The sequence below is a fragment of the Rhodopseudomonas sp. genome (assembly GCF_036404135.1).
In the GTDB taxonomy this organism is placed as follows: domain Bacteria; phylum Pseudomonadota; class Alphaproteobacteria; order Rhizobiales; family Xanthobacteraceae; genus Rhodopseudomonas_A.
In genome coordinates this window covers 1-20,375 of sequence record NZ_DASWPE010000115.1, presented here as the reverse complement: position 1 = coordinate 20,375, position 20,375 = coordinate 1, and the positions used below count along the sequence as shown (strand labels likewise).

At 67.1% G+C, this 20,375-nt stretch carries 18 protein-coding genes and 5 pseudogenes; 20 read left to right on the top strand and 3 right to left on the bottom strand.

Translation table 11 applies throughout. From position 1 onward, the window contains the following. Positions 1-200 precede the first annotated feature (200 nt). The 12 genes and pseudogenes from VGC77_RS14200 (at position 201) to VGC77_RS14145 (ending at position 9,643) form a co-directional block, all read left to right on the top strand. The gene (locus VGC77_RS14200) at positions 201-677 is read left to right on the top strand and encodes a hypothetical protein (RefSeq protein WP_331172208.1); all 477 of its coding nucleotides are present in this window, start codon (positions 201-203) and stop codon (positions 675-677) included. A gap of 175 nt (positions 678-852) precedes the next feature. Next, on the top strand, positions 853-1,407 hold the full coding sequence (locus VGC77_RS14195) for a hypothetical protein (protein WP_331172207.1): 555 nt from the start codon (positions 853-855) through the stop codon (positions 1,405-1,407). A 1-nt stretch (position 1,408) separates the two neighbouring features. After that, positions 1,409-4,012 (top strand): hypothetical protein, encoded by a 2,604-nt coding sequence (locus VGC77_RS14190; protein ID WP_331172206.1) that lies wholly within the window; start codon positions 1,409-1,411, stop codon positions 4,010-4,012. Further along, positions 3,909-4,502, top strand: a pseudogene (locus VGC77_RS14185) (phage portal protein); the annotation flags it as partial. The gene VGC77_RS14190 and the pseudogene VGC77_RS14185, both read left to right, overlap by 104 nt. Before the next feature lie 143 nt (positions 4,503-4,645). Next, on the top strand, positions 4,646-5,338 hold the full coding sequence (locus tag VGC77_RS14180; protein ID WP_331172205.1) for a PilZ domain-containing protein: 693 nt from the start codon (positions 4,646-4,648) through the stop codon (positions 5,336-5,338). Positions 5,339-5,465: 127 nt separating this feature from the next. Beyond that, entirely contained in the window at positions 5,466-5,702 is a 237-nt protein-coding gene (locus tag VGC77_RS14175) for a hypothetical protein (RefSeq protein ID WP_331172204.1), read from the top strand. Between the two features lie 31 nt (positions 5,703-5,733). Beyond that, positions 5,734-5,907 (top strand): hypothetical protein, encoded by a 174-nt coding sequence (locus VGC77_RS14170; protein WP_331172203.1) that lies wholly within the window; start codon positions 5,734-5,736, stop codon positions 5,905-5,907. 323 nt (positions 5,908-6,230) lie between these two features. Further along, positions 6,231-6,704 (top strand): HK97 family phage prohead protease, encoded by a 474-nt coding sequence (locus VGC77_RS14165; protein ID WP_331172202.1) that lies wholly within the window; start codon positions 6,231-6,233, stop codon positions 6,702-6,704. 220 nt (positions 6,705-6,924) lie between these two features. Next, the gene (locus VGC77_RS14160) at positions 6,925-7,239 is read left to right on the top strand and encodes a DUF3551 domain-containing protein (protein WP_331172201.1); all 315 of its coding nucleotides are present in this window, start codon (positions 6,925-6,927) and stop codon (positions 7,237-7,239) included. Between the two features lie 355 nt (positions 7,240-7,594). Then, positions 7,595-8,824: a DUF2019 domain-containing protein gene (locus tag VGC77_RS14155; RefSeq protein ID WP_331172200.1), complete on the top strand. Its 1,230-nt coding sequence runs from the start codon at positions 7,595-7,597 to the stop codon at positions 8,822-8,824. Between the two features lie 54 nt (positions 8,825-8,878). Beyond that, positions 8,879-9,250 carry a DUF2019 domain-containing protein gene (locus VGC77_RS14150; RefSeq protein ID WP_331172199.1) on the top strand — a complete coding sequence of 124 codons (372 nt, stop codon included), beginning with the start codon at positions 8,879-8,881 and terminating at the stop codon, positions 9,248-9,250. A 45-nt stretch (positions 9,251-9,295) separates the two neighbouring features. Next, positions 9,296-9,643: a DUF2019 domain-containing protein gene (locus tag VGC77_RS14145; RefSeq protein WP_331172211.1), complete on the top strand. Its 348-nt coding sequence runs from the start codon at positions 9,296-9,298 to the stop codon at positions 9,641-9,643. A gap of 166 nt (positions 9,644-9,809) precedes the next feature. On the opposite strand, the gene VGC77_RS14140 is transcribed toward VGC77_RS14145, so the two are convergent. The 3 genes and pseudogenes from VGC77_RS14140 to VGC77_RS14130 form a co-directional block, all read right to left on the bottom strand. Beyond that, positions 9,810-10,106 carry a hypothetical protein gene (locus VGC77_RS14140; protein WP_331172198.1) on the bottom strand — a complete coding sequence of 99 codons (297 nt, stop codon included), beginning with the start codon at positions 10,104-10,106 and terminating at the stop codon, positions 9,810-9,812. A gap of 122 nt (positions 10,107-10,228) precedes the next feature. Continuing rightward, positions 10,229-10,837 (bottom strand): hypothetical protein, encoded by a 609-nt coding sequence (locus VGC77_RS14135; protein ID WP_331172197.1) that lies wholly within the window; start codon positions 10,835-10,837, stop codon positions 10,229-10,231. A gap of 182 nt (positions 10,838-11,019) precedes the next feature. Beyond that, positions 11,020-11,466 (bottom strand): annotated as a pseudogene (locus VGC77_RS14130) (trypsin-like serine protease); the annotation flags it as partial. A 100-nt stretch (positions 11,467-11,566) separates the two neighbouring features. Here VGC77_RS14130 and VGC77_RS14125 point away from each other — a divergent pair. From VGC77_RS14125 to VGC77_RS23690, 8 genes and pseudogenes are all read left to right on the top strand, one after another. Further along, positions 11,567-11,901: pseudogene (locus tag VGC77_RS14125) on the top strand (gene transfer agent family protein). After that, the gene (locus VGC77_RS14120) at positions 11,898-12,119 is read left to right on the top strand and encodes a rcc01693 family protein (RefSeq protein WP_331172196.1); all 222 of its coding nucleotides are present in this window, start codon (positions 11,898-11,900) and stop codon (positions 12,117-12,119) included. Before VGC77_RS14125 ends, VGC77_RS14120 begins: the two are co-directional and overlap by 4 nt. Then, a complete protein-coding gene (locus VGC77_RS14115) occupies positions 12,116-12,703 on the top strand; it encodes a phage tail tape measure protein (RefSeq protein ID WP_331172195.1) in 588 nt (195 codons plus the stop codon). The genes VGC77_RS14120 and VGC77_RS14115 overlap by 4 nt, the downstream gene beginning before the upstream one ends. Before the next feature lie 240 nt (positions 12,704-12,943). After that, positions 12,944-13,582 (top strand): DUF2460 domain-containing protein, encoded by a 639-nt coding sequence (locus VGC77_RS14110; RefSeq protein WP_331172194.1) that lies wholly within the window; start codon positions 12,944-12,946, stop codon positions 13,580-13,582. Between the two features lie 155 nt (positions 13,583-13,737). Then, a pseudogene (locus VGC77_RS14105) lies at positions 13,738-14,613 on the top strand (DUF2163 domain-containing protein); the annotation flags it as partial. A 102-nt stretch (positions 14,614-14,715) separates the two neighbouring features. Then, positions 14,716-15,159, top strand: coding sequence for a peptidase P60 (locus VGC77_RS14100; protein WP_331172209.1), 444 nt, complete (start codon positions 14,716-14,718; stop codon positions 15,157-15,159). Beyond that, a pseudogene (locus tag VGC77_RS14095) lies at positions 15,159-18,614 on the top strand (baseplate multidomain protein megatron); the annotation flags it as partial. The gene VGC77_RS14100 and the pseudogene VGC77_RS14095, both read left to right, overlap by 1 nt. 457 nt (positions 18,615-19,071) lie before the next feature. After that, positions 19,072-20,178, top strand: a complete 1,107-nt coding sequence (locus VGC77_RS23690; protein WP_414709666.1) for a hypothetical protein — start codon at positions 19,072-19,074, stop codon at positions 20,176-20,178. Positions 20,179-20,375 lie beyond the last annotated feature (197 nt).

The window sequence follows — 20,375 nt, the reverse complement described above, 5'->3', positions numbered from 1 at the left end:
CTTAAGCGGCATGACAATCCCCCATTGGCTAAGGCCTTGTCGGATCGTCGCAGCCCGAGGTTGCAGAGTCCAATCTGACCTTCGTCTAACACCATCCCCGCCGCTACGGGGAAACCCGCTCGGCTCGCGCCGGGTGATTGCGCAATCGGTGCGGCCTCGCTGGCGGGCGGGGCCGCGCCACCTCCGCCAAGGAAAATCTCATGAGCAAATTCGGCAATCTGGTCGCTGACGTTTCCAAGCCGCTCCGCGTCGAGCTGATCGACCCGGCCACCGAGGAGGTGATCCGCGACCGCGACGGCAAGGCCGCCTTCATCTCAGTTTTCGCGTCGGACAGCGATCGGGGACGGGAGTTCGACAAATCGGACCGCAAGAAGCTCAATCTGCGGGTGAAGCAGTCGCGCAACGGCATCGTCGAGCCGGACGATCAATTGGAGAAGAACATCGCCAAATGCGCGTTCCTCACTGAGTCCTGGTATCTCGTCGACCGCGTCACCCTGGAGCCGATCGACGTGCCGTGCACCGTCGAAAACGCCGTCGATCTTTATAGCCCGCCTGGCCTGACGTGGCTCTTTGTCCAACCCTGGGCGGAGGCCAATAAGACGGCCAATTTTTTGCCGAAGCCTGCGAAGAACTCTGCGCCTACGCCGAGTGGCGATTCCGCTGCGACCGAAAGCTAGGATCGTCCGGAACCGAGGGGGAGCATGAGGAGGCGGCGGCGGCGATGTTTGCCAAGCTTGGCGTGAAGCCCCGGCAGCAGCTCGCCGCGGATGACTGTCCGCCGTTCCCTTGGCCGATCGGATACCTCTGGGATGATTTCTGCGACTTCGCGGCGGGGTTGGTGTCGAACGGTATGTGCCGCCTCGCATCCTGACCGTCAACGGCCAGATCGGGGCGCGGATCGAAAGCCTGAGGCCGGGCAGCGGCGTCGTCATCGCGGAGTGGCAATTAGGGCGCGAGGTCATCGCGTGGATCTGGCAGACGTTGCGCGATCGGTCTCCCGTGGTCTCCGGGGACTACAAGCGTGGGCACCTCTTGTTCGCCGATGGCGCGCTGGTCGAGGAAGGCCAAAAGATCCCCAACGCATCCACGTTCAAGTTCATCAACGCGGTGCCGTATGCCCGCAAAATCGAAATCGGAAAGACGAAAAGCGGCAGGAGTTTTGTCGTTCAGGTCGAGCCCCGGATTTACGAGCGGACCTATAAGGACGCCAAGGGGCGGTTCGGAAACATCGCGCAGATCTCGACCGGATTTGAACCCGCTCCATCCGGATATTCGCTGAAGAAAAACCAGGCGCATCGATCGTTTTCAGGGAAGGGGATGCGCGTGAGCAAGCGGCAAAGGCCGGACCGCGTCGCCGGCTCCGCAGTCTCCGTTCCCTTTATCCTCGTGTCACTGAGGTCCGCATAGCATGGCGACCACGCAAGAAGCGGTCGAGCGCCTGACGTTCGAATACAAGGTCGTCGGCGCCGATCAGGCGATCCGCGCCTATAGCCAGACGCGAACCGAACAAGACGCGACGGCGCAATCGTCGGACCGTCTGACGGTCAAGACGTCAGGCTATGATGCCGCGCTGCAGCGCCAGATCAAGACGCTGGAGCAGATCAACGCCACGCAGCGGGCGATGGCCGATATCCAGAAGCGAACGGCTGCCGCGCTCGACGATCAGACCCGCGCCGCCAACGACAACAATGCGTCGTGGGCCTCGTACGGGATCGAGGTCGCCAAGGTGATCACGCACATGCGGCAGGTGGCGGAGATCGCCTATGCGGTCTCGCCGGCGTTTCGCAGCGCCGTCAACAGCATGGCGACACCTGCCTTGCGCGCCGCGGTTCCGGCCGTTGAGGCCGCTGCACAAGGCATCGTCGCGGCAACGAACATCAGCGGAACGGCCTTGGTGTCGCTGGGGATCAAGGCGGCGTCGTCGACGACGGCGCTCACGCCGTTTTCGACGGCCTTGAAATCGAGCGGAGCCGCGTTGGAGGCGTTCAGCCCGTCGATCGCGGGAATGGCGGCATCGGTCGGTGCGGCGGCGCTTCGTTTCGTCCCGGTCATCGGACAACTGCTGCTGCTCTATGATGCGGTCAAGCTGGTCGGCGAGGCGTGGCGGCTCGGCGGAGAGGAGTTGGAGAAATGGATCGATATCGCCAAGAAGGCAGCCGCAGTCGATCTGTCGACCGATTATTTCCAGCGTATCTCCAAGGCGGCGACCGATGCAAAGCTGCCGATCGAGGATCTGAACGCCGCGCTCGCCAAATTGGCGCAGGTGACCGCGAACTACGCGCTACTCGTTCAACAGGCAAAGGATGGCGCTGTGGCTCTGGAGCAGGCCACTAAGATCAATGCCGCGAAGGACGCCTACAATGCGCTGTCTGATAGCATCAAGCTATCGACGGCGGACACGCAACTGCAGGTCAAATTTCACGGTGACGCGGCTGGACTGAAGGAAGCTCAAGTCAATGCGCAGCTTTACGCAGCTGCGTTGAAAACCGGGCTGTCGCCGGAAGAAGCGGCGGCTGCGGTGAAAGCAAGCGGGCTGGGTGCAGCGGCTGGCGCCGCGGCTGGCCAGCTAGCGGTGCTGAACAAAACAACGACGGGGCAGATCAATGCGTACGATCAACTGATTCAGCGTGCGAAGGATCGTAACGCGGAGCTTGCGCTCGAGGCGACGGCGGCTGGTCAGACGGCTGGAGCCGTGCAGGCGCTGAAACTGCAGCACGACGCTGAGCGGGCGGCAAAGAAAGCTGGCGTCTCAGTCAATCAGGAAGAATTGGACCAACTAAAGCAGGAGGTAGTCCTTCGCGAACAAGAAAAGCGGCTTGCTGAGGTCAAGTCGCAGGCCGACTTCACCGGCCAGACGATGTTCATGTCGGATGCCGACAAGAGCGCCGCCGCCGCGATGCGCGACATCTACGGACCGCAGTGGCAGTCCCACATGGACGACGCGCTCGCCAAGCAGCTCAAGATGAACTCACAACTGAGCGAGGCAAAGGACGCCGCGCAGCAGTTCGCCACCTCGTTCTTTCAGGGGCTCATGCAAGGCAAGTCCGGGATGGATGCCCTTGTCGGAGCCGCAGATCAGCTCGCAAGCAAGCTTGCCGACAAAGGGATGCAGGATCTTTTCTCCGGCAACTTCATCCAAGGTGGGGTTGAGCTGGGCGCGTCGGCGCTGATCAGCGTGTTCACCGGAGATCAGAAGGCCAAGAAGCAGCTCGAGGAAGCCAAGCGCGTCTGGAAAGAAGCCGCGCCAGAATTCGAACGCTTCCTGGATTCGATGTCGGGCGGCGTGCAGGGCGAGCTGTCGTCGCGGATCGAGAGCGCCCGGCAGCAGATGCTTGACCTCAACAGCAAGGCTGCAGAGGCCAAGGACTATGCCAGCGCGAACAAGGTCGCCGTCTCGTACCTGCTGTACGCGTTCGAAAACGCCCGCACCTTCATCTCGACGTTCAGCGCGACCGCCGAGGCATTCTCGGACGGCCTCGGCGAGAACTCCCCGACGCTGAAAGCGATCGACTCGGTGAAGACAGCGCAGACCAAGGTCAAGAGCTTCATCGACGACGCCAAGACCGCCTACAACGCGCTAAACGCGACCAGCGCTGACCTTGGCGTCCTGTCCGGCGGCGAGAACAGCCAGGCCTACAAGGATGCCGTGGCGAAGGCGACGGAAGCCTCGCGGCAATATATGGTGTCGCTGCTGCAGACCGCGCCCGCGCTGTCTCAAGTGCAGTCTCGTCTGCTGGAGATCAATGGCACCGCGCTGGCGCTGCAGGGCGCGTTGGTCGATCTTGGCATGTCGTCCGATCAGGCGGCGGCCGCTATCGCCAGCGGTGTCACCAAGGCGATCGACGATCTCAAGAATTCTTTCGGCGCCGGGCTGACCTCGCGGCTCAACACCGCCAACGGCAAGGGGTACCCACAACGCCGCGGCGCGTTGGAACAAGGCGCTGCTCGACAACGCCGCCAGGCCCTCCGGCGCTCTGGTCTATGCCGCCTCCGAAGGCGCGGTGCTGAGTGATGCGCAATTCGATCGGTTGAAGCGCGAACTCGAAGGCACCTATCAGGGTGCGGTGAATGCCGGCCGGCCGTTGTTGCTGGAAGGCGGGCTCGACTGGAAGCCGATGTCGCTGTCGCCCAAGGACATGGATTTTCTCGAGGCCAAGCACGCCGCGGCCCGCGAAATCGCGTTGGCGTTCGGCGTGCCGCCGATGCTGCTCGGCATTCCCGGCGACAATACCTTCGCCAACTACCAGGAGGCCAACCGCAATTTCTGGCGGCAGACCGTGCTGCCGCTGGCCACCCGGCTCGGCGCCGCGCTGGCGCAATGGCTGGCGCCGCAGTTCGGCGATCAGTTGCGCGTGGTGATCGATACCGACCGCATCGAGGCTTTGGCCGCCGACCGCGCCGCGTTGTGGGAGCGGGTCAGCGCCGCCGAATTCCTGACGCTGAATGAAAAGCGCGAAGCGGTCGGCTACGCGCCGGTGGCGGGCGGCGACCGCCTGGGCTGAGCGATGTCCGCCGCGATTAGTTCGGCATCGAAATAAAACCTGAAGAATTTGATAAGGATGATGGCGGAATCCGCCACCGCGGCACGAACCTCGTAACCTTACCTGGATTATGCTGGGGTCGATGACGAACACCGGGGGGCGGAGTGTCGGTCGAAAAGTTCCTCAGGCAGCGTGCTGTCAACGTCGTGGTCGGCGGCCATTACAAGCTGGCCAACTGGTACGACGTGCAGGGCAAGCCGCGTAACTTTGCCTGCCGAACCAGCCGGGTGTCGCCGTTCCGGATGATCATGGCGGTGCCGGTGGTCGGCCGGATCGGCGATCACATCACCTCCTATTTCGGGGAATTCGGCCAGCTCGAAGGCCGCATCAGCGACACCATGCCGGGCAGTTTCCTGCTCGAACTGGCGATGCCGCATGCGCTGCGCCGCAAGCTCGCCGATCAATTGGCGTGGCTGGAGGCCAAGCAGAAGGATCCCAGCATTCGCGACGCCAGGCGGCAGGCGCGGATCGTTCCGGCGACGCCGCATTCGACGCTGACCTTCGCCGACGGCACCATCCACGGCTGCTTCGTCATCGACATGTCGGTGTCGGGAGCGGCGATCTCCGCCGACGTGCAGCCGGAGGTCGGCACGCCGCTGGCGGTCGGCGCCTGCGTCGGCCGCGTGGTACGACATCTGAACGGCGGCTTTGCCGTCAAATTCGTCGAGCAGGTCAGCCGCGACGATCTGGAGCGCCGCATCGTGCGGCCGCCGCCATTGACCGCGCCGCAGCCGCCGGCCGACCCGCGACCGCAAGCCGCCGCCGACGACGATAAATACGTCTATCTCAACGCCTGATCGCGCACCGCCGACCGCGGCAAGGCCGCGTGGCCCGGCAGGTGTCGCGCGCCGCCGTGGCGCGCGGCCTCGCCCCGCGCGCATCGGGTCGCGGAGTTTCGGGCGGCGCGGTCAAGCGGAGGCGGCGATGTCCGAACTGATCAACACCTTCGTCGCGCGCGGCGATCTGGCGCATCTGGCGCTGCTGCTATGGGCCAGCGCGGCGAGCTTCGCGCTATGGTTCGTGTTGCGCGAACTGGCGGCGGCGGCGCGCCGCTTCGACGATTTCGTCCGCGAACTCGAAGTGTTCAACCGCCGCGCCGGCCGGCTGCCGCGCTGCGCCGCCGACGCCGCGCGCGACGCCGCAGAGCCCGCGGGCAAGTAGCGCCCCAGTTCACCACCAGGAGACCATCGCGATGGAGACGTTGCACACCGTGCTGCGCGCGCTGCGCAGCGAAACCAAGGCCAGCACCGGCCATCTCACCGCGTTCCGGGAATTTCTCGCGCATCTCAACCAGCCGCCGCGCGCGCCGATGGCGCATGCCAAGCCCGCGACGCGGCGGGTGCGGCGACGTCCGCGGGCGAAGTAGTTAGCGATCAGGCGGGCCGCTTCTCCGGGTCGTCCCTGCGCACGCAGGGACCCATAGTCCCCGACGCCTGAGCTGAACGGAAGCGTTCACGCGACGCCAAAACGCAACTCCGCGCCGTATGGGTCCCTGCGTGCGCAGGGACGACGCGCGGCGGGCTTTTGCTCCGACATTCTCACGCTTGCATGTGTGTGGCGCTGATCAAATTCGCGATCTGCGCAGCAGCGTGACCAACGCTGCGGTGTGCTCGTGGCACGCTGCGGCAGCGGCCATCACCATTCCCATCCATCTCGACGATGAATTCCCCTCAGTTTGCGAGGCTGCCGATGCACGCCCCCTTGCTCACCCCGTCGCGTCTGGCGCTGTCCGAGGACGGCAGCATCGAAGGCTATGCCAGCCTGTTCGGCGCGGTCGATCAGGCCCGCGACATGGTGATGCCCGGCGCCTTCGCACAAACCTTGAAAAGCCGTGGCGTGCGCAAGATCCCGATGCTGTTTCAGCACGACCCCGGCGAGCCGGTCGGGATCTGGCTCGAGCTGGCCGAAGATTTCCGCGGACTGCGGGCGTGCGGCAAGCTGATCCCCGAGGTGGCGCGCGGCCGCGAATTGCTGGCGCTGTTGCGCGAGGGCGCGATCGACGGGCTGTCGATCGGCTATCTGATCGTCGACCGCGTCGGGGTGCGGGTGCTGCGCGATCCGTATTCCGCCAAACCCTATGTGCTGTTCTACACCACCAAGCGGGTCGGCGGCGGGGTGCAGGATTTCGACGCCATCAAGCTGCTGAAGTTCTCGGCGAGCTGAGCCACAGGTGGAGGGCGGGGGAGGCGCGCGTGCAGCGGTGCCTGCCCTCCGCCGATGCTGTGAGCCGCGGTCGGAAAACTGATGCTGGGTTGCGCTGACCCGCATACCGCGGGCGGCGGTGGGTCGCGGGATTGTGAATCTTTCATGACGTCCGTTGTTGGCGCTGAAAAGACTCACCGGGGATGGAGCGTCTTCACCATCCAACCCAAGGAGAGACATCATGCGTTCGATCATGATCGCGGCGCTGGCCGCCGCATCGGCCGTGGCAGCGACGGCGGCGTCGCCGGCAAAGGCCCAGGACTATCAATATTGTCTGCAGGGCGAGGATTTTGGCTATCCCGGCGACTGCCAGTATTTCAGCTACGCGCAATGCAAGGCGGCGGCCTCCGGCACCAATTCGGATTGCGGCATCAATCCGCGGGTGGCGTTCGGCGGGGAGCGCGGTTACGGCGCCTATGCCTATGCGCCGCTCGTCGACAGCCGCAGCGCCGCCTACGCCTATGCGCCGCTCGCGCCGCGTCCGGGGGACCGCTAGCGCAACACGACATCACTTCGAGCCGTCCTCCAAGTCTGGCGTTTTGATTTGCGTATGATCCCGAAAACCGGCATCCCCGTTTCGGCATCACGCGCGAGCGATCAGCCGGCGGGAGCTGGTGACTGAGCGTATCGCGCTCGGCGCCTGCTGCCGGCCAAATTAAGTATTACGACTGAGCGGGTCGCAGGCTGAGCGGCGCCAGCCGACTGAGTAGCGCGGCGTCCCGCGCCGGCGCGACGGCGAAGCCGTGACCTCACCGATGCGTTCGGCCGATCCTCCCAACTGATCCCTCGCGATCGCAGCCGGCCCTTGCGGCCGGCTTTTGTTTGATCCCCCATCGCTAGGAGCGGCGCGCATGAAGCAGTGCGAGCAGGCGTCGCTGCGCCACCAGAAGCGGCGCTGGATGCAACCGGATGCGGCTCGTTGGCTGCGCCCCGATGCCGCGCGGTTTCTGAAGCCGGGGACTGATCCGGTCGAGGTCTATCCGGCGCTGGCGTTGAAATATAGCCCAACTCAGCCGCGGGTGCCGGCCGGCCATTCGGGCGCCGGGGAATGGACCATCGGTGCGGGTCTGTCGCCCGCGATGGGAACGACCATTATCGATGGCGTCGATCTGCCACACATCGTGGTGACGCCGCAGGTCGATCCGGAGAACGACTTTCTCTCCGGTGTTCAGCTCGCCGGCGACCTGCCGGAGGGGCTGGGCGGCGATTTAGGCGGGCCGACCGAATCGCCGCCGGACATCCCGGTCAAGAAACCGCGTAAGAGTTCGGAGCGGACGGCTTACCTGCGAGCGGCGGCGAACTGGCTCGCCCGCAATCCGGGGCTCGCGGCCGACATCTTCGTCGGCGCGATGAACAACGTGGAATGGCTCCGAGAACGTCAGGACTTGATCCGGGCGGCCCGGGACCCGGCCAAGACCTATCAAGAACTACAGGATGGGGTCGGCAAAAAGCGACCTGGTTACGACGATCACCACGTCGTCGAGAAAACCTGGGCCGAGCGGGTCGGCATCGCGCGCAGCCAGGTCGACGACCCGTCCAACCTTGTCAGCATCCCCAGGTTGAAGCATTATCAGATCACGGGATGGTATAATACAAAGTCCGATCGATTTGGCGGAAAGTCACCTCGCGACTATTTGAGCGATAAAGGATGGGATGAGCGGCGGCGGGTTGGGATCGAAGCTCTTGTTAAGTTCGGGGGTACTGCGCCCATGAAGTCCATCGCTCTGACTGATATGACGACCGCCCGCCTGGTCGCGCGGTTCGCCGAAATCGGCCTGGCGCAGGATGCGGCGCTACTCTGTGCGCAATACGCCAAGTTCAACCGTCTGTTCGATCAGATGCAACAGGTGTCGGCCGAATTGAAGCGCCGCGGTGGCGATCAGCGCCGCGCCTTGCTGGTGCTGTATGATCATCCGAACATGCAGGTGCGGCTGAAGGCAACAATCCATACCCTCGCGGTCGCACCTGTTGAGGCCCGAAAGCAGTTGCAAGCGATCGCCGATTCACAATGGTTTCCACAGGCCGGCGACGCCGGCATGACCTTGAGCGGTCTTGAGGAGGGCAGTTTTGTGCCGACATGAACGACGCCAGATTGTCGTCGTAGAGGGGGCGTGTAACAGACGCGGAGTTTCTTGTTGCCTGCCAAAGACCTGCAACAGATAAGCGTTGAAACCCTCGTCGCGCGCTTCGCCAAAATCGGTATCGCGCAGGATGCGGCGGTCCTTGGTGGCGAAATCGCCAAGTACAATCGGCTGTTCGGTCGGATGCAGCAGGTTTCGGCCGAACTCAAGCGCCGGCCCGGCGATCAGCGGCGCGCCTTGCTGGCGCTGTACGACCATCCGAACATGCAGGTGCGGCTGATGGCGGCGATCCACACCCTGGCGGTCGCACCGGCGCAGGCGCGGGCGGAACTGCGGCAGATTGCCGATGCAAAATGGCTTGTTCAATCGCTCGATGCCGGCATGACGTTGCGCAATCTGGATTGGGGCGTGTTCAAGCCGACCTGAGCGACAAAGAGGAGCGGAGCTTTGCCTACCTACATCCTGCAGCAGATGAGCGTTGAAGCCCGCGTCGCGCGGTTCGCCGAAATCGGCCTGGCGCAGGATGCGGCGCTGCTCGGTGCCGAATATGCGAAGTTTAGACGGCTGTTCGATCGGATGCAGCAGGTGTCGGCCGAACTCAAGCGCCGGCCCGGCGATCAGCGCCGCGCTTTGCTGGTGCTGTATGATCATCCGAACATGCAGGTGCGGCTGAAGGCGGCCAAACACACGCTTGCAGTGGCGCCGGTTGAGGCGCGCCTGCAATTGCAGGCGATCGCTGAATCGAAATGGTTTCCGCAGGCGGGCGATGCCGGCATGTCGTTATGGAATTTGGAGCGCGGCGTGTTCAAGCCGACCTGAGTGCTTGTAGGCTGGTGAGAGGCACTTGCGCCGTAACTCAACCTGCAAGGACGTTTGCGACTCGCGATCGGTGGGTTACGCGTTGCGCGCTAACCCACGCTACGGCCCTGCTCAGCCGGCGTGCGCGCCGGCCTCGGCCGCAATGACGCATGCTAACGCTACGTCCTCAGCAATAGCCGTACAGCCCGCAGGTGTAGGGCAGCCGGCCGTAGATGTCGATCAGCGAGGAGCCGTAGTAGGTATTGTATTGGAAGGAGTCGAGCCGGCCGTAATAGCCCGGCAGCGACAGCGCGATGCCGAGTTGCGGGTCGCGGGCCTCGACCACCACCGGCGCGGCATGGCGCCGCGGCGCCACCGGCTCGGCGAACACCGCGCCAAGCCGGCTGTGGCCGGCGAGATCGGCGGCGTCCGCGGGCGTCGAAAGCGGCATCGCCAGTGCCAGCAGCAGGACAAGGCGCGGCATCGCAATTCGCGGCATGGCAAAGCTCCGGTTGATCCGGGCATGGTGCCGCAACATGGTTAACAAAGCTTAACGCTTGCGCGACATCCCGGCGCGGGGGGGGGGGGCGCCGGGATGGTTTGCGGTCAGCGGCTGTCGCCGCCGCGCTCGCGATCGTTCTGCCGGTCGCCCTGATACAGAATCTCGGCAAAGCGGCGCTTCTGCTGTTGGTCGAGGCTGTCATAAAGCGGCCGCGCCGCCTCGGTCAGCTTCTTCCAGTCGTTGGCGCGTTCGATGCGGCGGTCGGCGTCGCGGTTGATGGAATCCAGCACGTTGACCTCGGCGCTGCCGGCGCTGCGAGCGGCGCTGCCGGTGGTGCGGTCGTCATTGGTGGCGCGGCGATCGTCATTCGTGGCACGGCGATCGTCATTCTGGTTTCGACGATCATCGCTGGCGTCCCGGCGTTCGTCGCCGGCGGCCTTGCGGTCGGCGCGGATCGCCAGCGCGCGATCGATCCGCCGCTTGTTGAGGTCGGCCAGCGCGCTCTCGAAGCCCGGCCAGTTCTTCTCCTGCTCGGCGGTGAGGTGCAGATCGACCTTGATCCGCGCGGTGTGCGCGGCAGCCTCGTTGATCAACTGGTTGCTGGTCTGTTCGCCGCGATCGTCGCGGTCGCGATAACGGTCGCGGGCGTCGGCCGACATCGTCGATCCGGCAATTACGGCGGCGCTCGCCAATAGAAGCAAAGCTTTTCGCACGGCGTCCTCCTTTCGAGGATGATGGGAATGTGAGTGGGGAAGGCATGAGCGCACGGCTCGCATCGGCCCGATGTCCACGGCGAACGAAGTCGCGGTTGCGGCAAAGGTTCCGCGGGTTGCGGAATTTCGCGGCGGATCATCGCGCGCGTGATGCGGCTGCGTGTCAGCCGCGACGATGCCGGCTACAGCTTTGCGCCCCAGCCCGTCGCGGTCTGCACGATCCAGTCGCGGTACAGCGTCAGCGGGGTGACGCCGGTGAGGCCGCCGCAGCCGGCTACGTTGTTGGCGCCGGTCGACCACGACACCACGCCGACGATCACCGCGCGGCCGGCCTGCTGCTGAAACACCGGCGCGCCGGAATCGCCGGTGCAGGCGCCTTGCCCGTCGTGAGCATTCTTGCTCACCGGATCGACCAGCCGGATCTGCAGCCGGCCGGGCTGCGAGGTGGAGATCAGTTGCGCGGCGCGGACCACGCCGCCGCTCTTGCCGTCGCCGCGTCTGGCGACGCCGATGCCGGCGACGGTGAAGCTTTGCCCGGCGGCGATCGGCTCCTGCGGCGGCGCGGTCAAGGCCGGAGTTTTAGCGCGAACGCGGGGACCCATACGCCGCGGCGTTGCGACTCTGAGAAGGTTTTGGCTGCGCGGAATTCAGCCGCGCCGCCAGGGGTTATGGGTCCCGGCTTGCGCTCGCAAGCTCGCTTGCCGGGACGACAACATGGAGAAGCTAACCATGCCCAACAGATATCGCGGCGAGATCGACGCCGAGCTCGGCGGCCGTCGCCGCACGCTGGTGCTGACGTTGGGCGCGCTGGCCGAACTGGAATCCGCATTCGGCGCCGCCGATCTGGTGGCGCTGGCGGAACGGTTCGGCGCGGGCCGCCTCAGCTCGCGCGACCTTGTGCGGATCATCGGCGCCGTCTGCGCGGCGCCGGCGAGCCGATCAGCGACGATGAGGTCGCAGCACTGACCGCGGAGCGCGGCGCGGCGGGGTTCGTGCGGATCGCGGCCGAACTGATCGCCGCGACATTCGACGACGCTGGCGTGAGCGCGGGCGCCGCGCGATGACGGCGTTCGCCAGCAAACCGTTTCCCTGGGCCGAGGCGATGCGGTTCGGCTTCGGCGTGCTGCGTCTTGCGCCGCGGGAGTTCTGGGCGATGACGCCGCGCGAATTGGCGCAGGCGATCGTCGCGGTGCGCGGCGTCGTTGCGGCGCCGCTCGACCGCGCCGGGCTCGATGAATTGTTACGGCGGTTTCCGGATCACGATGCGGGAGTAACACCATGACCGAGACCACCGACAGCACGCTGCTCGACACCGCGACCACGCTGGACAGTCTCTCGCTGAAGACCCGCGACCTCGCAAGCTCCGCCAAGGGCTTTGCCCGGGCGATGACGACGGCGTTTTCCAGTTCGGTCACCGGCGGCAAACAGTTCGACGACGTGTTGAAGTCGCTGGCGTTGCGGATCTCCGACCTCGCGGTGCGAATGGCGTTCAAGCCGCTGGAGAGCAGCCTGTCGAGCGGGCTGCAGAGCCTGCTGTCGGGCGTTTCCGGTTCGGGCAGCGCGACGACGTCGCTGTTTGCGGCGAGCGGCGCGGTGAAGCCGTTCGCCGCTGGCGGCGTGATCGGCACGCCGAGCTACTTTCCGATGCTGGGCGGCGGCGTCGGCCTCGCCGGCGAGGCCGGTGCTGAAGCGATCATGCCGCTGCAGCGCGGCGTCGACGGTCGGCTCGGCGTCGCCAGCCAGGGCGGCGGCAACAGCATTACGGTGCAGATCGCCACGCCCGACCTCGACAGCTTCCGCCGTTCCGAGAGCTACATCACCGGGCAGATCGCGCGTGCGGTGTCGCGCGGCCAGCGCGGGCTGTAACCGCGATCAGCAAGGCACTGCGTCGGCATCCAGAGCAGCCGCGCTTGCGCGGTGAACCCGTCATTGCAAGGCGCTCTTGCGACGAACCAATCCAGGGTCACGCGTATAGCCCTGGATTGCTTCGCATCGAAGCCGGCGCTGCGCGCCGCCCTCGGCTCGCAATGACAAAAGCCGCTGATTTTGCCCGCTGCTTTTTCGGTCGGACTCTCAGGATGACGGCGCGCTCAACGGAAATCGCTCATGACCGGCTTTCACGAGATCCTGTTTCCGCTCGACGTCGCGCTGAAGAGCGCCGGCGGGCCGGAGCGCCGCACCGACATCGTCTCGTTCGGCTCGGGCCGCGAACAGCGCAACGCGCGCTGGGCGCAGTCGCGGCGGCGCTATGACGCCGGCTACGGCGTCAAGACGCTGGAGGCGTTGCAGGCGGTGGTGGCGTTCTTCGAGGAACGCCGCGGCCAGCTCTACGGCTTTCGCTGGCGCGACCGGCTCGATCATTCCTCCAGCGCGCAGGGCGGGGCGCCGTCGCCGCTCGATCAGGGCATCGGCATCGGCGACGGCGCCACCGCCGCGTTCCAGCTGGTGAAGACCTATGGCGCGGGCTTTGCGCCCTATGTGCGGCCGATCCAGAAGCCGGTGGCGGGCTCGCTGCGGGTCGCGGTCGGCGGCAACGAAGTCGCGGGCTCGGCGTTCGCCTGCGATGCCACCACCGGCCTCGTCAGCTTCCTGGCTGGCCACATCCCGCCGCCCGGCGCCGCGATCACCGCGGGGTTTTCGTTCGACGTCCCGGTGCGGTTCGACACCGATTATCTCGAGGTGGATCTGTCGGCCTTCGCCGCCGGCGCGATCCCGAAAATCCCGCTGGTCGAAATCAGGGGGTGACTTCACCCTCCCCTGGAGGGGGAGGGTCGCTCGCGTAGCGAGCGGGGTGGGGTGGAATTGATAGGTCTGCCGTCACCCCACCCCGCCTCGCATCGCGCGTTGCGCGATACTCGCCGACCCTCCCCCTCCAGGGGAGGGTTAAGAAAGGTCCCGTCATGCGCAGCATTCCCGCGGCCCTGCAGGCCAAGCTCGACGCCGGCGTCACCACGCTGGCGCAGTGCTGGATCGTCACCCGGCGCGACGGCGTTGTGCTCGGCTTCACCGATCACGACCGCGACCTCGTGGTCGACGGCGTGGTGTGCCGCGCCGGCACCGGCTTCACCGCCTCGGAGGCCTCGCAGCGTTTCGGTCTGTCGGTCGACGGCAGCGAAATCTCCGGCGCGCTCAGCGACGACGCGTTGCGCGAGGCCGACCTCGCCGCCGGGCGCTATGATGCGGCTGCGGTCGCGAGCTACCTGGTCGACTGGTCGGAGCCGGCGCTGCGCGTGCTCACCGCGCGCGGCACGCTCGGCGAGGTCAAGCGCGAGGGCCAAGCCTTCACCGCGGAATTGCGCGGGCTCGCCGATCTGTTGTCGCAGGAGAGCGGCCGGCTCTACACCGCGAGTTGCGGCGCTGATCTTGGCGACCGCCGCTGCCGCGTCGATCTGGCGGCGTGGCGCGGTAGCGGCACGGTCAGCGCGATTCTCGGGGTGTCGCTGATCGCGGTGGCCGGGCTCGACGGCGTCGCCGACGGCCTGTTCAGCGCCGGGCGATTGAGCTGGAACTCGGGCGGCAATACCGGCACCGGCGTCGAAGTCAAGTTGCATCGCAACGTCGCGGGCATCGTGCAGCTCAGCCTGTGGCAGGGAGCCGCCGAGCCGATCGCGCTCGGCGATAGCTTCAGCGTCACCGCCGGCTGCGACAAGCGCTTTGCGACCTGCCGCGACCGCTTCGGCAATGCCGACAATTTCCGCGGCTTCCCGCAGATCCCCGGCAATGATTTCGTCATCAGCTATCCGGTGACCGGCGCCGCCGGCGCCACCCGCGGCGCCCGGTGCGGCAGACCTGACGCGCGCCGGTCCAACCTGCGCGCCCCGGGCGCGATGCGGCGCGAAGAAGGCTGCATCGGGACACCAACTCATCGGACAAACCAAATGACATCAGCATCGATCAGCCGCGACGCGCTGGTCGCCGAGGCGCGCAGCTGGATCGGCACGCGCTATCGGCATCAGGCCTCGTGCAAGGGGGTGGGCTGCGATTGCCTGGGGCTGGTGCGCGGGGTGTGGCGCGGCTGCCTCGGCGACGAGCCGGAACAGCCGCCGGCCTACGCGCCGGACTGGGCCGAGGCCGGCGGCGAGGACACCCTGGCCGCGGCGGCGCTGCGCCATCTCACGCCGATCGCGCGAGAAACATTCGCCGCCGGCGACGTGCTGCTGTTTCGCTGGCGCGACGACTGCGTCGCCAAGCATCTGGCGATCGCCAGTTCACCGCACAGCATGATCCACGCCCATGACGGCTCCGCGGTCTGCGAGGTGGCGATCGCGCCGTGGTGGCGGCGACGGCTGGCTTTCGCGTTTTCATTTCCCGGAGTGACATGATGGCCGCATTGGTGCTCTCGTTGGCCGGCGGCGCGGTCGGCGCGCTGTTCGGCCCGGTCGGCGCCATCGCCGGACGGATCGCCGGCGCGCTGGTCGGCAACGCCCTCGATCGTTCGCTGTTCGGCAGCGACCGCCAGATCGAGGGGCCGCGGCTCGCCGATCTCGAGGTGATGGCCTCGACCGAGGGCGCGCCGATCCCGCGGGTCTATGGCCGCGCGCGATTGTCCGGCCAGGTGATCTGGGCCACCGACCTTGAGGAAGTGATCTCGACCGAAACCACGTCGTCCGGCGGCAAGGGGATCAGCGGCCCGAGCACCACCACCACGACCTACAGTTACTACGCCAATTTCGCGGTCGGGCTGTGCGAGGGCGTGATTGGCCGGGTGGCACGGATCTGGGCCGACGGCAAGCCGCTCGACCTCGCCACGCTCAACATCCGGGTGCATCGCGGCAGCGAAGATCAGAGCGCCGACGAACTGATCGTCGCCAAACAGGGCGGCGGCAACGCGCCGGCCTATCGCGGCCTCGCCTATGTGGTGTTCGAGCGGCTGCCGCTGAAGGATTTCGGCAACCGGATTCCGCAATTGTCGTTCGAGATCATCCGCCCGATCGGCGCGCTCGAACAGATGGTGCGCGCGGTGACGCTGATCCCCGGCACCACCGAATTCGGTTACGAACCCGCGACGGTGATCCGCGGCGCCGGGCTCGGCGCCTCGGCGCCGGAGAACCGCCACGTCAGCCACGCCGTCTCCGACGTCGAGGCCGCGCTCGACGACCTGCAGGGCATCTGCCCCAATCTCGAACGCGTCGCGCTGGTGGTGGCGTGGTTCGGCACCGACCTGCGCGCCGGGCAATGCGTGGTGCGGCCGGCGATCGAGAACGCCAGCAAGCGCACCAGCCCGACCAGTTGGGTGGTCGACGGCGTCACCCGTAGCAGCGCGACGCTGGTGTCGCAGGTCGACGGCCGGCCGGCCTATGGCGGCACGCCGTCCGACGACAGCGTGGTGCATCTGATCCGCGAGCTGAAGGCGCGCGGCTTGAAAGTGACGTTCTATCCGTTCGTGATGATGGACATTGCCGCAGCCAACGCGCTGCCGGATCCGTGGAGCGGGGCCGCCTCGCAGCCGCCTTATCCCTGGCGCGGCCGCATCACCTGCGATCCGGCGCCGGGCCGGCCCGGCTCGCCGCAGGGCACCGCGGCGGCGGCTGCCCAGGTGCAGCATTTCTTCACCGGCGGCACCTGGAATTATCGCCGCATGATCCTGCACTACGCCAACCTCGCCGTCTCGGCGGGCGGCGTCGATGCGTTCCTGATCGGCTCGGAATTGAAGGCGCTGACCCGGGTGCGCGCCGGCCCCGGCGTCTATCCGGCGGTGCAGGCGCTGGCGTCGCTCGCCGTCGAGGTCAAGGCGATCGTCGGTGGAGCGACGCTGGTGACCTACGGCGCCGACTGGACCGAATACGGCGCCGACGCGGTGACGCCCGACGCCTCCGAGCTGCGGTTTCCGCTCGACGCGTTGTGGGCGAGCCCGGCGATCGGCGCGGTCGGAATCGATTACTACGCGCCGCTGGCGGACTGGCGCGACGGCGCGGCGCATCTCGACGCGGCGATCGCCGCCTCAGTGTACGACCGCGGCTACCTCGCCGGCAATCTGCAAGGCGGCGAGGGCTACGACTGGTACTACGCCGATGACGCGGCGCGCGCCGCGCAGGCGCGGCTGCCGATCACCGACGGCCATGGCAAGCCGTGGACGTTTCGGGTCAAGGATCTGTGGGCGTGGTGGGGCAATCCGCATTACGAGCGCACCGGCGGCAACGAGGCGCCGGCGCCGACGGCGTGGGCGCCGTGCAGCAAGCCGATCTGGCTCACCGAGGTCGGCTGCCCCGCGGTCGACAAGGGCGCCAACCAGCCGAGCGTATTTCCCGATCCGAAATCCAGCGAGAATTTCATCCCGTATTTCTCCTCGGGCGAGCGCGACGACCTGATGCAGCGGCGCTATCTGGAAGCGCTGCTCTGCGCCTTCGATCCGGCGTTCGGCGCCGGCGAGGCGCAGAACCCGGTGTCGCCGGTCTATGGCGGGCGGATGATCGAGGTTTCCGCGATCCATCTGTGGACCTGGGACGCGCGGCCCTATCCGGTGTTTCCGGCAGCCGACGACGTCTGGAGCGACGCCGCCAACTGGTCGACCGGGCATTGGCTCTCCGGCCGGCTCGGTGGCGCGCCGCTCGACGCGCTGGTCGCGGCCTTGCTGCGCGACGCCGATGTCGCCGGCGTTGAAAGTTCGGCGCTGCGCGAGCTCTGCGACGGCTATGTGGTCGACCGGCCGATGTCGCCGCGGGCGATGATCGAGCCGCTCGCGATGGCCTATGCGTTCGACGGCAACGCCGCCGAGGGCGTCTTGCGCTTCGTGCCGCGTGGCGGATTGCCGGTCGTCGAAATCGGCGAGGACGATCTGGTACTGCCGGACAAGGCCGCGCCGAGCCGGCTGACGCGGGCGCAGGAGACCGAATTGCCGCGCGAGGTGGCGCTCGGCTTCAGCGATGCGCTCAGCGATTATCGCCGCTCCGCGGTGACCTCGCGGCGGCTGGTCGGCGGCGCCAACCGCACCCTGCAATCCGACCTCGCGGTGGTCAGCAACGCCGCCGCCGCGATGCGGCGCGCCGAGGTGTTTTTGCAGGATCTGTGGGCCGGGCGAGAGACCGCGCAGTTCGCGCTCGGCCGCGACCGGCTGGCGCTGGCGCCGGGCGACGTCGTTGCGTTGACGCTCAGTGGCCGCCGCCGGCTGTGGGAGATCGACGAGTTGGTCGACACCACGGCGCGGCAGATCAAGGCGCGCAGCATCGATCCCGAGGTGTTCGCGGCGCCGCTGCCGGCGATCGCGCCGCCGCGGCCGGCGATTCCGCCGGCGCTGGGGCCGGTGCTGGCGTGGCCGCTCGAGCTGCCGTCGCTGGATTCCACGACGCCCGCGACGCTGACCCGGCTCGCAGTATGCGCCAATCCGTGGCCGGGTTCGGTGACGGTCTGGTCATCGTCGGACGGCACGAGCTTCACGCCGATAGCGGTCGCCACCGCGCCGTCGAGCATCGGCGAGACGCTCGACCCGCTGCCCGCGGCCGCCGTGGCGCGATGGGATCGCGCCGGCCGCTTCCGGGTGCAACTGGCGAGCGGCGCGCTGAGCTCGGTGAGCGACGCCCGCGTGCTGGAAGGCGCCAACGCCGCGGCGCTGCAGACCCCGAGCGGGGACTGGGAAATTCTGCAATTCGCCAACGCCGAACTGGTCGACGGCAACACCTATCTGTTGTCGCGGCTGCTGCGCGGCCAGCTCGGCAGCGAGCACGCCATCGCCGACCTGCTGCCGGCGGGCGCCGCCTTCGTGCTGCTCAATCAGCATCTGGTGCCGATCGCGCGCGGGCTAGATGCGCTCGGCCGGCGGCAGCGGCGACGTCCGGCTGCAACTCTCCAAGGAGAGCGCGGCCAACATCGCCTCGGTGGTGTTCTCCGACAATTACTCCGGCCGCGCCGAATTCGGGCTGGTCGGCTCCGACGGCTTCAAGCTGAAAGTCTCCGCCGACGGCGGCAGCTGGATCGAGGCCTTCACCATCGATCAGGCCAGCGGCAATCTGGCGCTGCCGCGCGGGCTGTCGCTGTCCGGCGTGGTCGCGCCGCCGCAGCTCGTCGCCAACCAGAACGACTACGCGCCGACCGGGCTTGCCGCGGCCGCGGTGCTGCAGCTTTCTGCCGATGCCGCGCGCAGTCTCAGCGGGCTCGGCGGCGGCACCGAGGGCCGGGTGATCTGCCTCGTCAATGTCGGCGATCCGCCGATCACGCTGCTCGACGACAGCGCGGCGTCGGCGGCGGCGAATCGTTTTGCGTTCGGCGGCAATCTGATACTGGCCGGCAAGCAGGCCGCCATGCTGCGCTACGACGCCACCGCGGCGCGCTGGCAGGCGCTCGCCGGCGGCCTGGCGCTGCGCGCCGACACCGCGCAGCCCTTGAGCGCCGCGCAGCAGGCGCAGAGCCGGGCGAATGCCGGGGTGCCGAACCGCAACTACCTGATCAATCCGAGCGGCGAGATCAACCAGGCCGGGGTCGGCGCGCAGAGCGATGCCAGTTATGATTTCGACCAGTGGCTGACCTTGACGCAGGCCAACCCGGTCAGCGTCAGCCAACTCGTCGACGCCGAGGACGGCACGCCGTTCATGATGCGCACGCTGCAGTCCAACGCCGCGGCGCAGCGCTTCGGCCGCATCCAGTGGCTGGAGAAACTACTGTGCCGCGAGCTGCGCGGACAGCCGGTGACGCTCAGCGCGCGGGTGCGGATTTCGGCTGCGGCGACGCTGCGCTACGCCATCGTGGAATGGACCGGCGCCGCCGATGCGATCGCCAAGGACGTCGTCAACGACTGGAGCAGCGCCAGCTTTGCCGCCGGCGGCTTCTTCACCGCGGCCTCGACCGTCGTGGTCGCCAGCGGCGCGATGGCGCTGGGGGCCAATACGCTGACCGATCTTGCGCCGCTGACCGGAACGGTGTCCTCGGCGATGAACAATCTGGCGGTGCTGTTGTGGACCGACGCCGCGCAGCCGCAGAATGTCAGCCTCGACATCGGCAAGGTGAAGCTGGAGAAGGGCGCGGTGCCGACCCCGTTCGTGGCGCCGCCGTTCGACCAGAGCCTGGCGGCGTGCCAGCGCTACTGGTGCAAGAGCTACGACTACGCCACCGCGCCCGGCACCGCGACCCGGATCGGCGCAGACGGGGTCTATGTCGCCGGCGCCGCCACCAACAATGGCGGGGTCTATCCGCGGTTTCCGGTGCGGATGCGGATCGCGCCGAGCGGCGGCATCACGGTGTATTCCAGCGCCAGCGGCACCGCCGGCGTGCTGCGCGACGCCGGCAACGCCGTCGACCTCGCCGCGATCATCGACCTGGTCGGTGAGCGCGGGTTTCGGGGGTTTACGGCGGTCGGGACCGGCTCGATCCTGCTACTGGACTGTCACTACACCGCCAGCGCAAGGCTGTAAGGGCAACGGAAGTCGCGGAAAACCAAACAGGCGACCGGCTGATTGCGTGAGCTAAGTGTGAGCTTTCAATAGGTTGTCCATCCGATCCGGACCGAGGAGACTGAGGTTGCGAAGCTTCAGGGATCCAAGGAGGACCGGATGAACATCCACAAGAATGCCCGTTTGACGCCGATTGGTCGAGAGCGGTTGGTGCAGGC

Coding starts and splice junctions, on each gene's coding strand:
- VGC77_RS14200 (WP_331172208.1), top strand. CDS start 201: ATGAGCAAATTCGGCAATCTGGTCGCTGACGTTTCCAAGCCGCTCCGC.
- VGC77_RS14190 (WP_331172206.1), top strand. CDS start 1,409: ATGGCGACCACGCAAGAAGCGGTCGAGCGCCTGACGTTCGAATACAAG.
- VGC77_RS14175 (WP_331172204.1), top strand. CDS start 5,466: ATGTCCGAACTGATCAACACCTTCGTCGCGCGCGGCGATCTGGCGCAT.
- VGC77_RS14170 (WP_331172203.1), top strand. CDS start 5,734: ATGGAGACGTTGCACACCGTGCTGCGCGCGCTGCGCAGCGAAACCAAG.
- VGC77_RS14165 (WP_331172202.1), top strand. CDS start 6,231: ATGCACGCCCCCTTGCTCACCCCGTCGCGTCTGGCGCTGTCCGAGGAC.
- VGC77_RS14160 (WP_331172201.1), top strand. CDS start 6,925: ATGCGTTCGATCATGATCGCGGCGCTGGCCGCCGCATCGGCCGTGGCA.
- VGC77_RS14155 (WP_331172200.1), top strand. CDS start 7,595: ATGAAGCAGTGCGAGCAGGCGTCGCTGCGCCACCAGAAGCGGCGCTGG.
- VGC77_RS14145 (WP_331172211.1), top strand. CDS start 9,296: ATGAGCGTTGAAGCCCGCGTCGCGCGGTTCGCCGAAATCGGCCTGGCG.
- VGC77_RS14140 (WP_331172198.1), bottom strand. CDS start 10,106: ATGCCGCGCCTTGTCCTGCTGCTGGCACTGGCGATGCCGCTTTCGACG.
- VGC77_RS14120 (WP_331172196.1), top strand. CDS start 11,898: ATGACGGCGTTCGCCAGCAAACCGTTTCCCTGGGCCGAGGCGATGCGG.
- VGC77_RS14115 (WP_331172195.1), top strand. CDS start 12,116: ATGACCGAGACCACCGACAGCACGCTGCTCGACACCGCGACCACGCTG.
- VGC77_RS14110 (WP_331172194.1), top strand. CDS start 12,944: ATGACCGGCTTTCACGAGATCCTGTTTCCGCTCGACGTCGCGCTGAAG.
- VGC77_RS14100 (WP_331172209.1), top strand. CDS start 14,716: ATGACATCAGCATCGATCAGCCGCGACGCGCTGGTCGCCGAGGCGCGC.
- VGC77_RS23690 (WP_414709666.1), top strand. CDS start 19,072: ATGCTGCGCTACGACGCCACCGCGGCGCGCTGGCAGGCGCTCGCCGGC.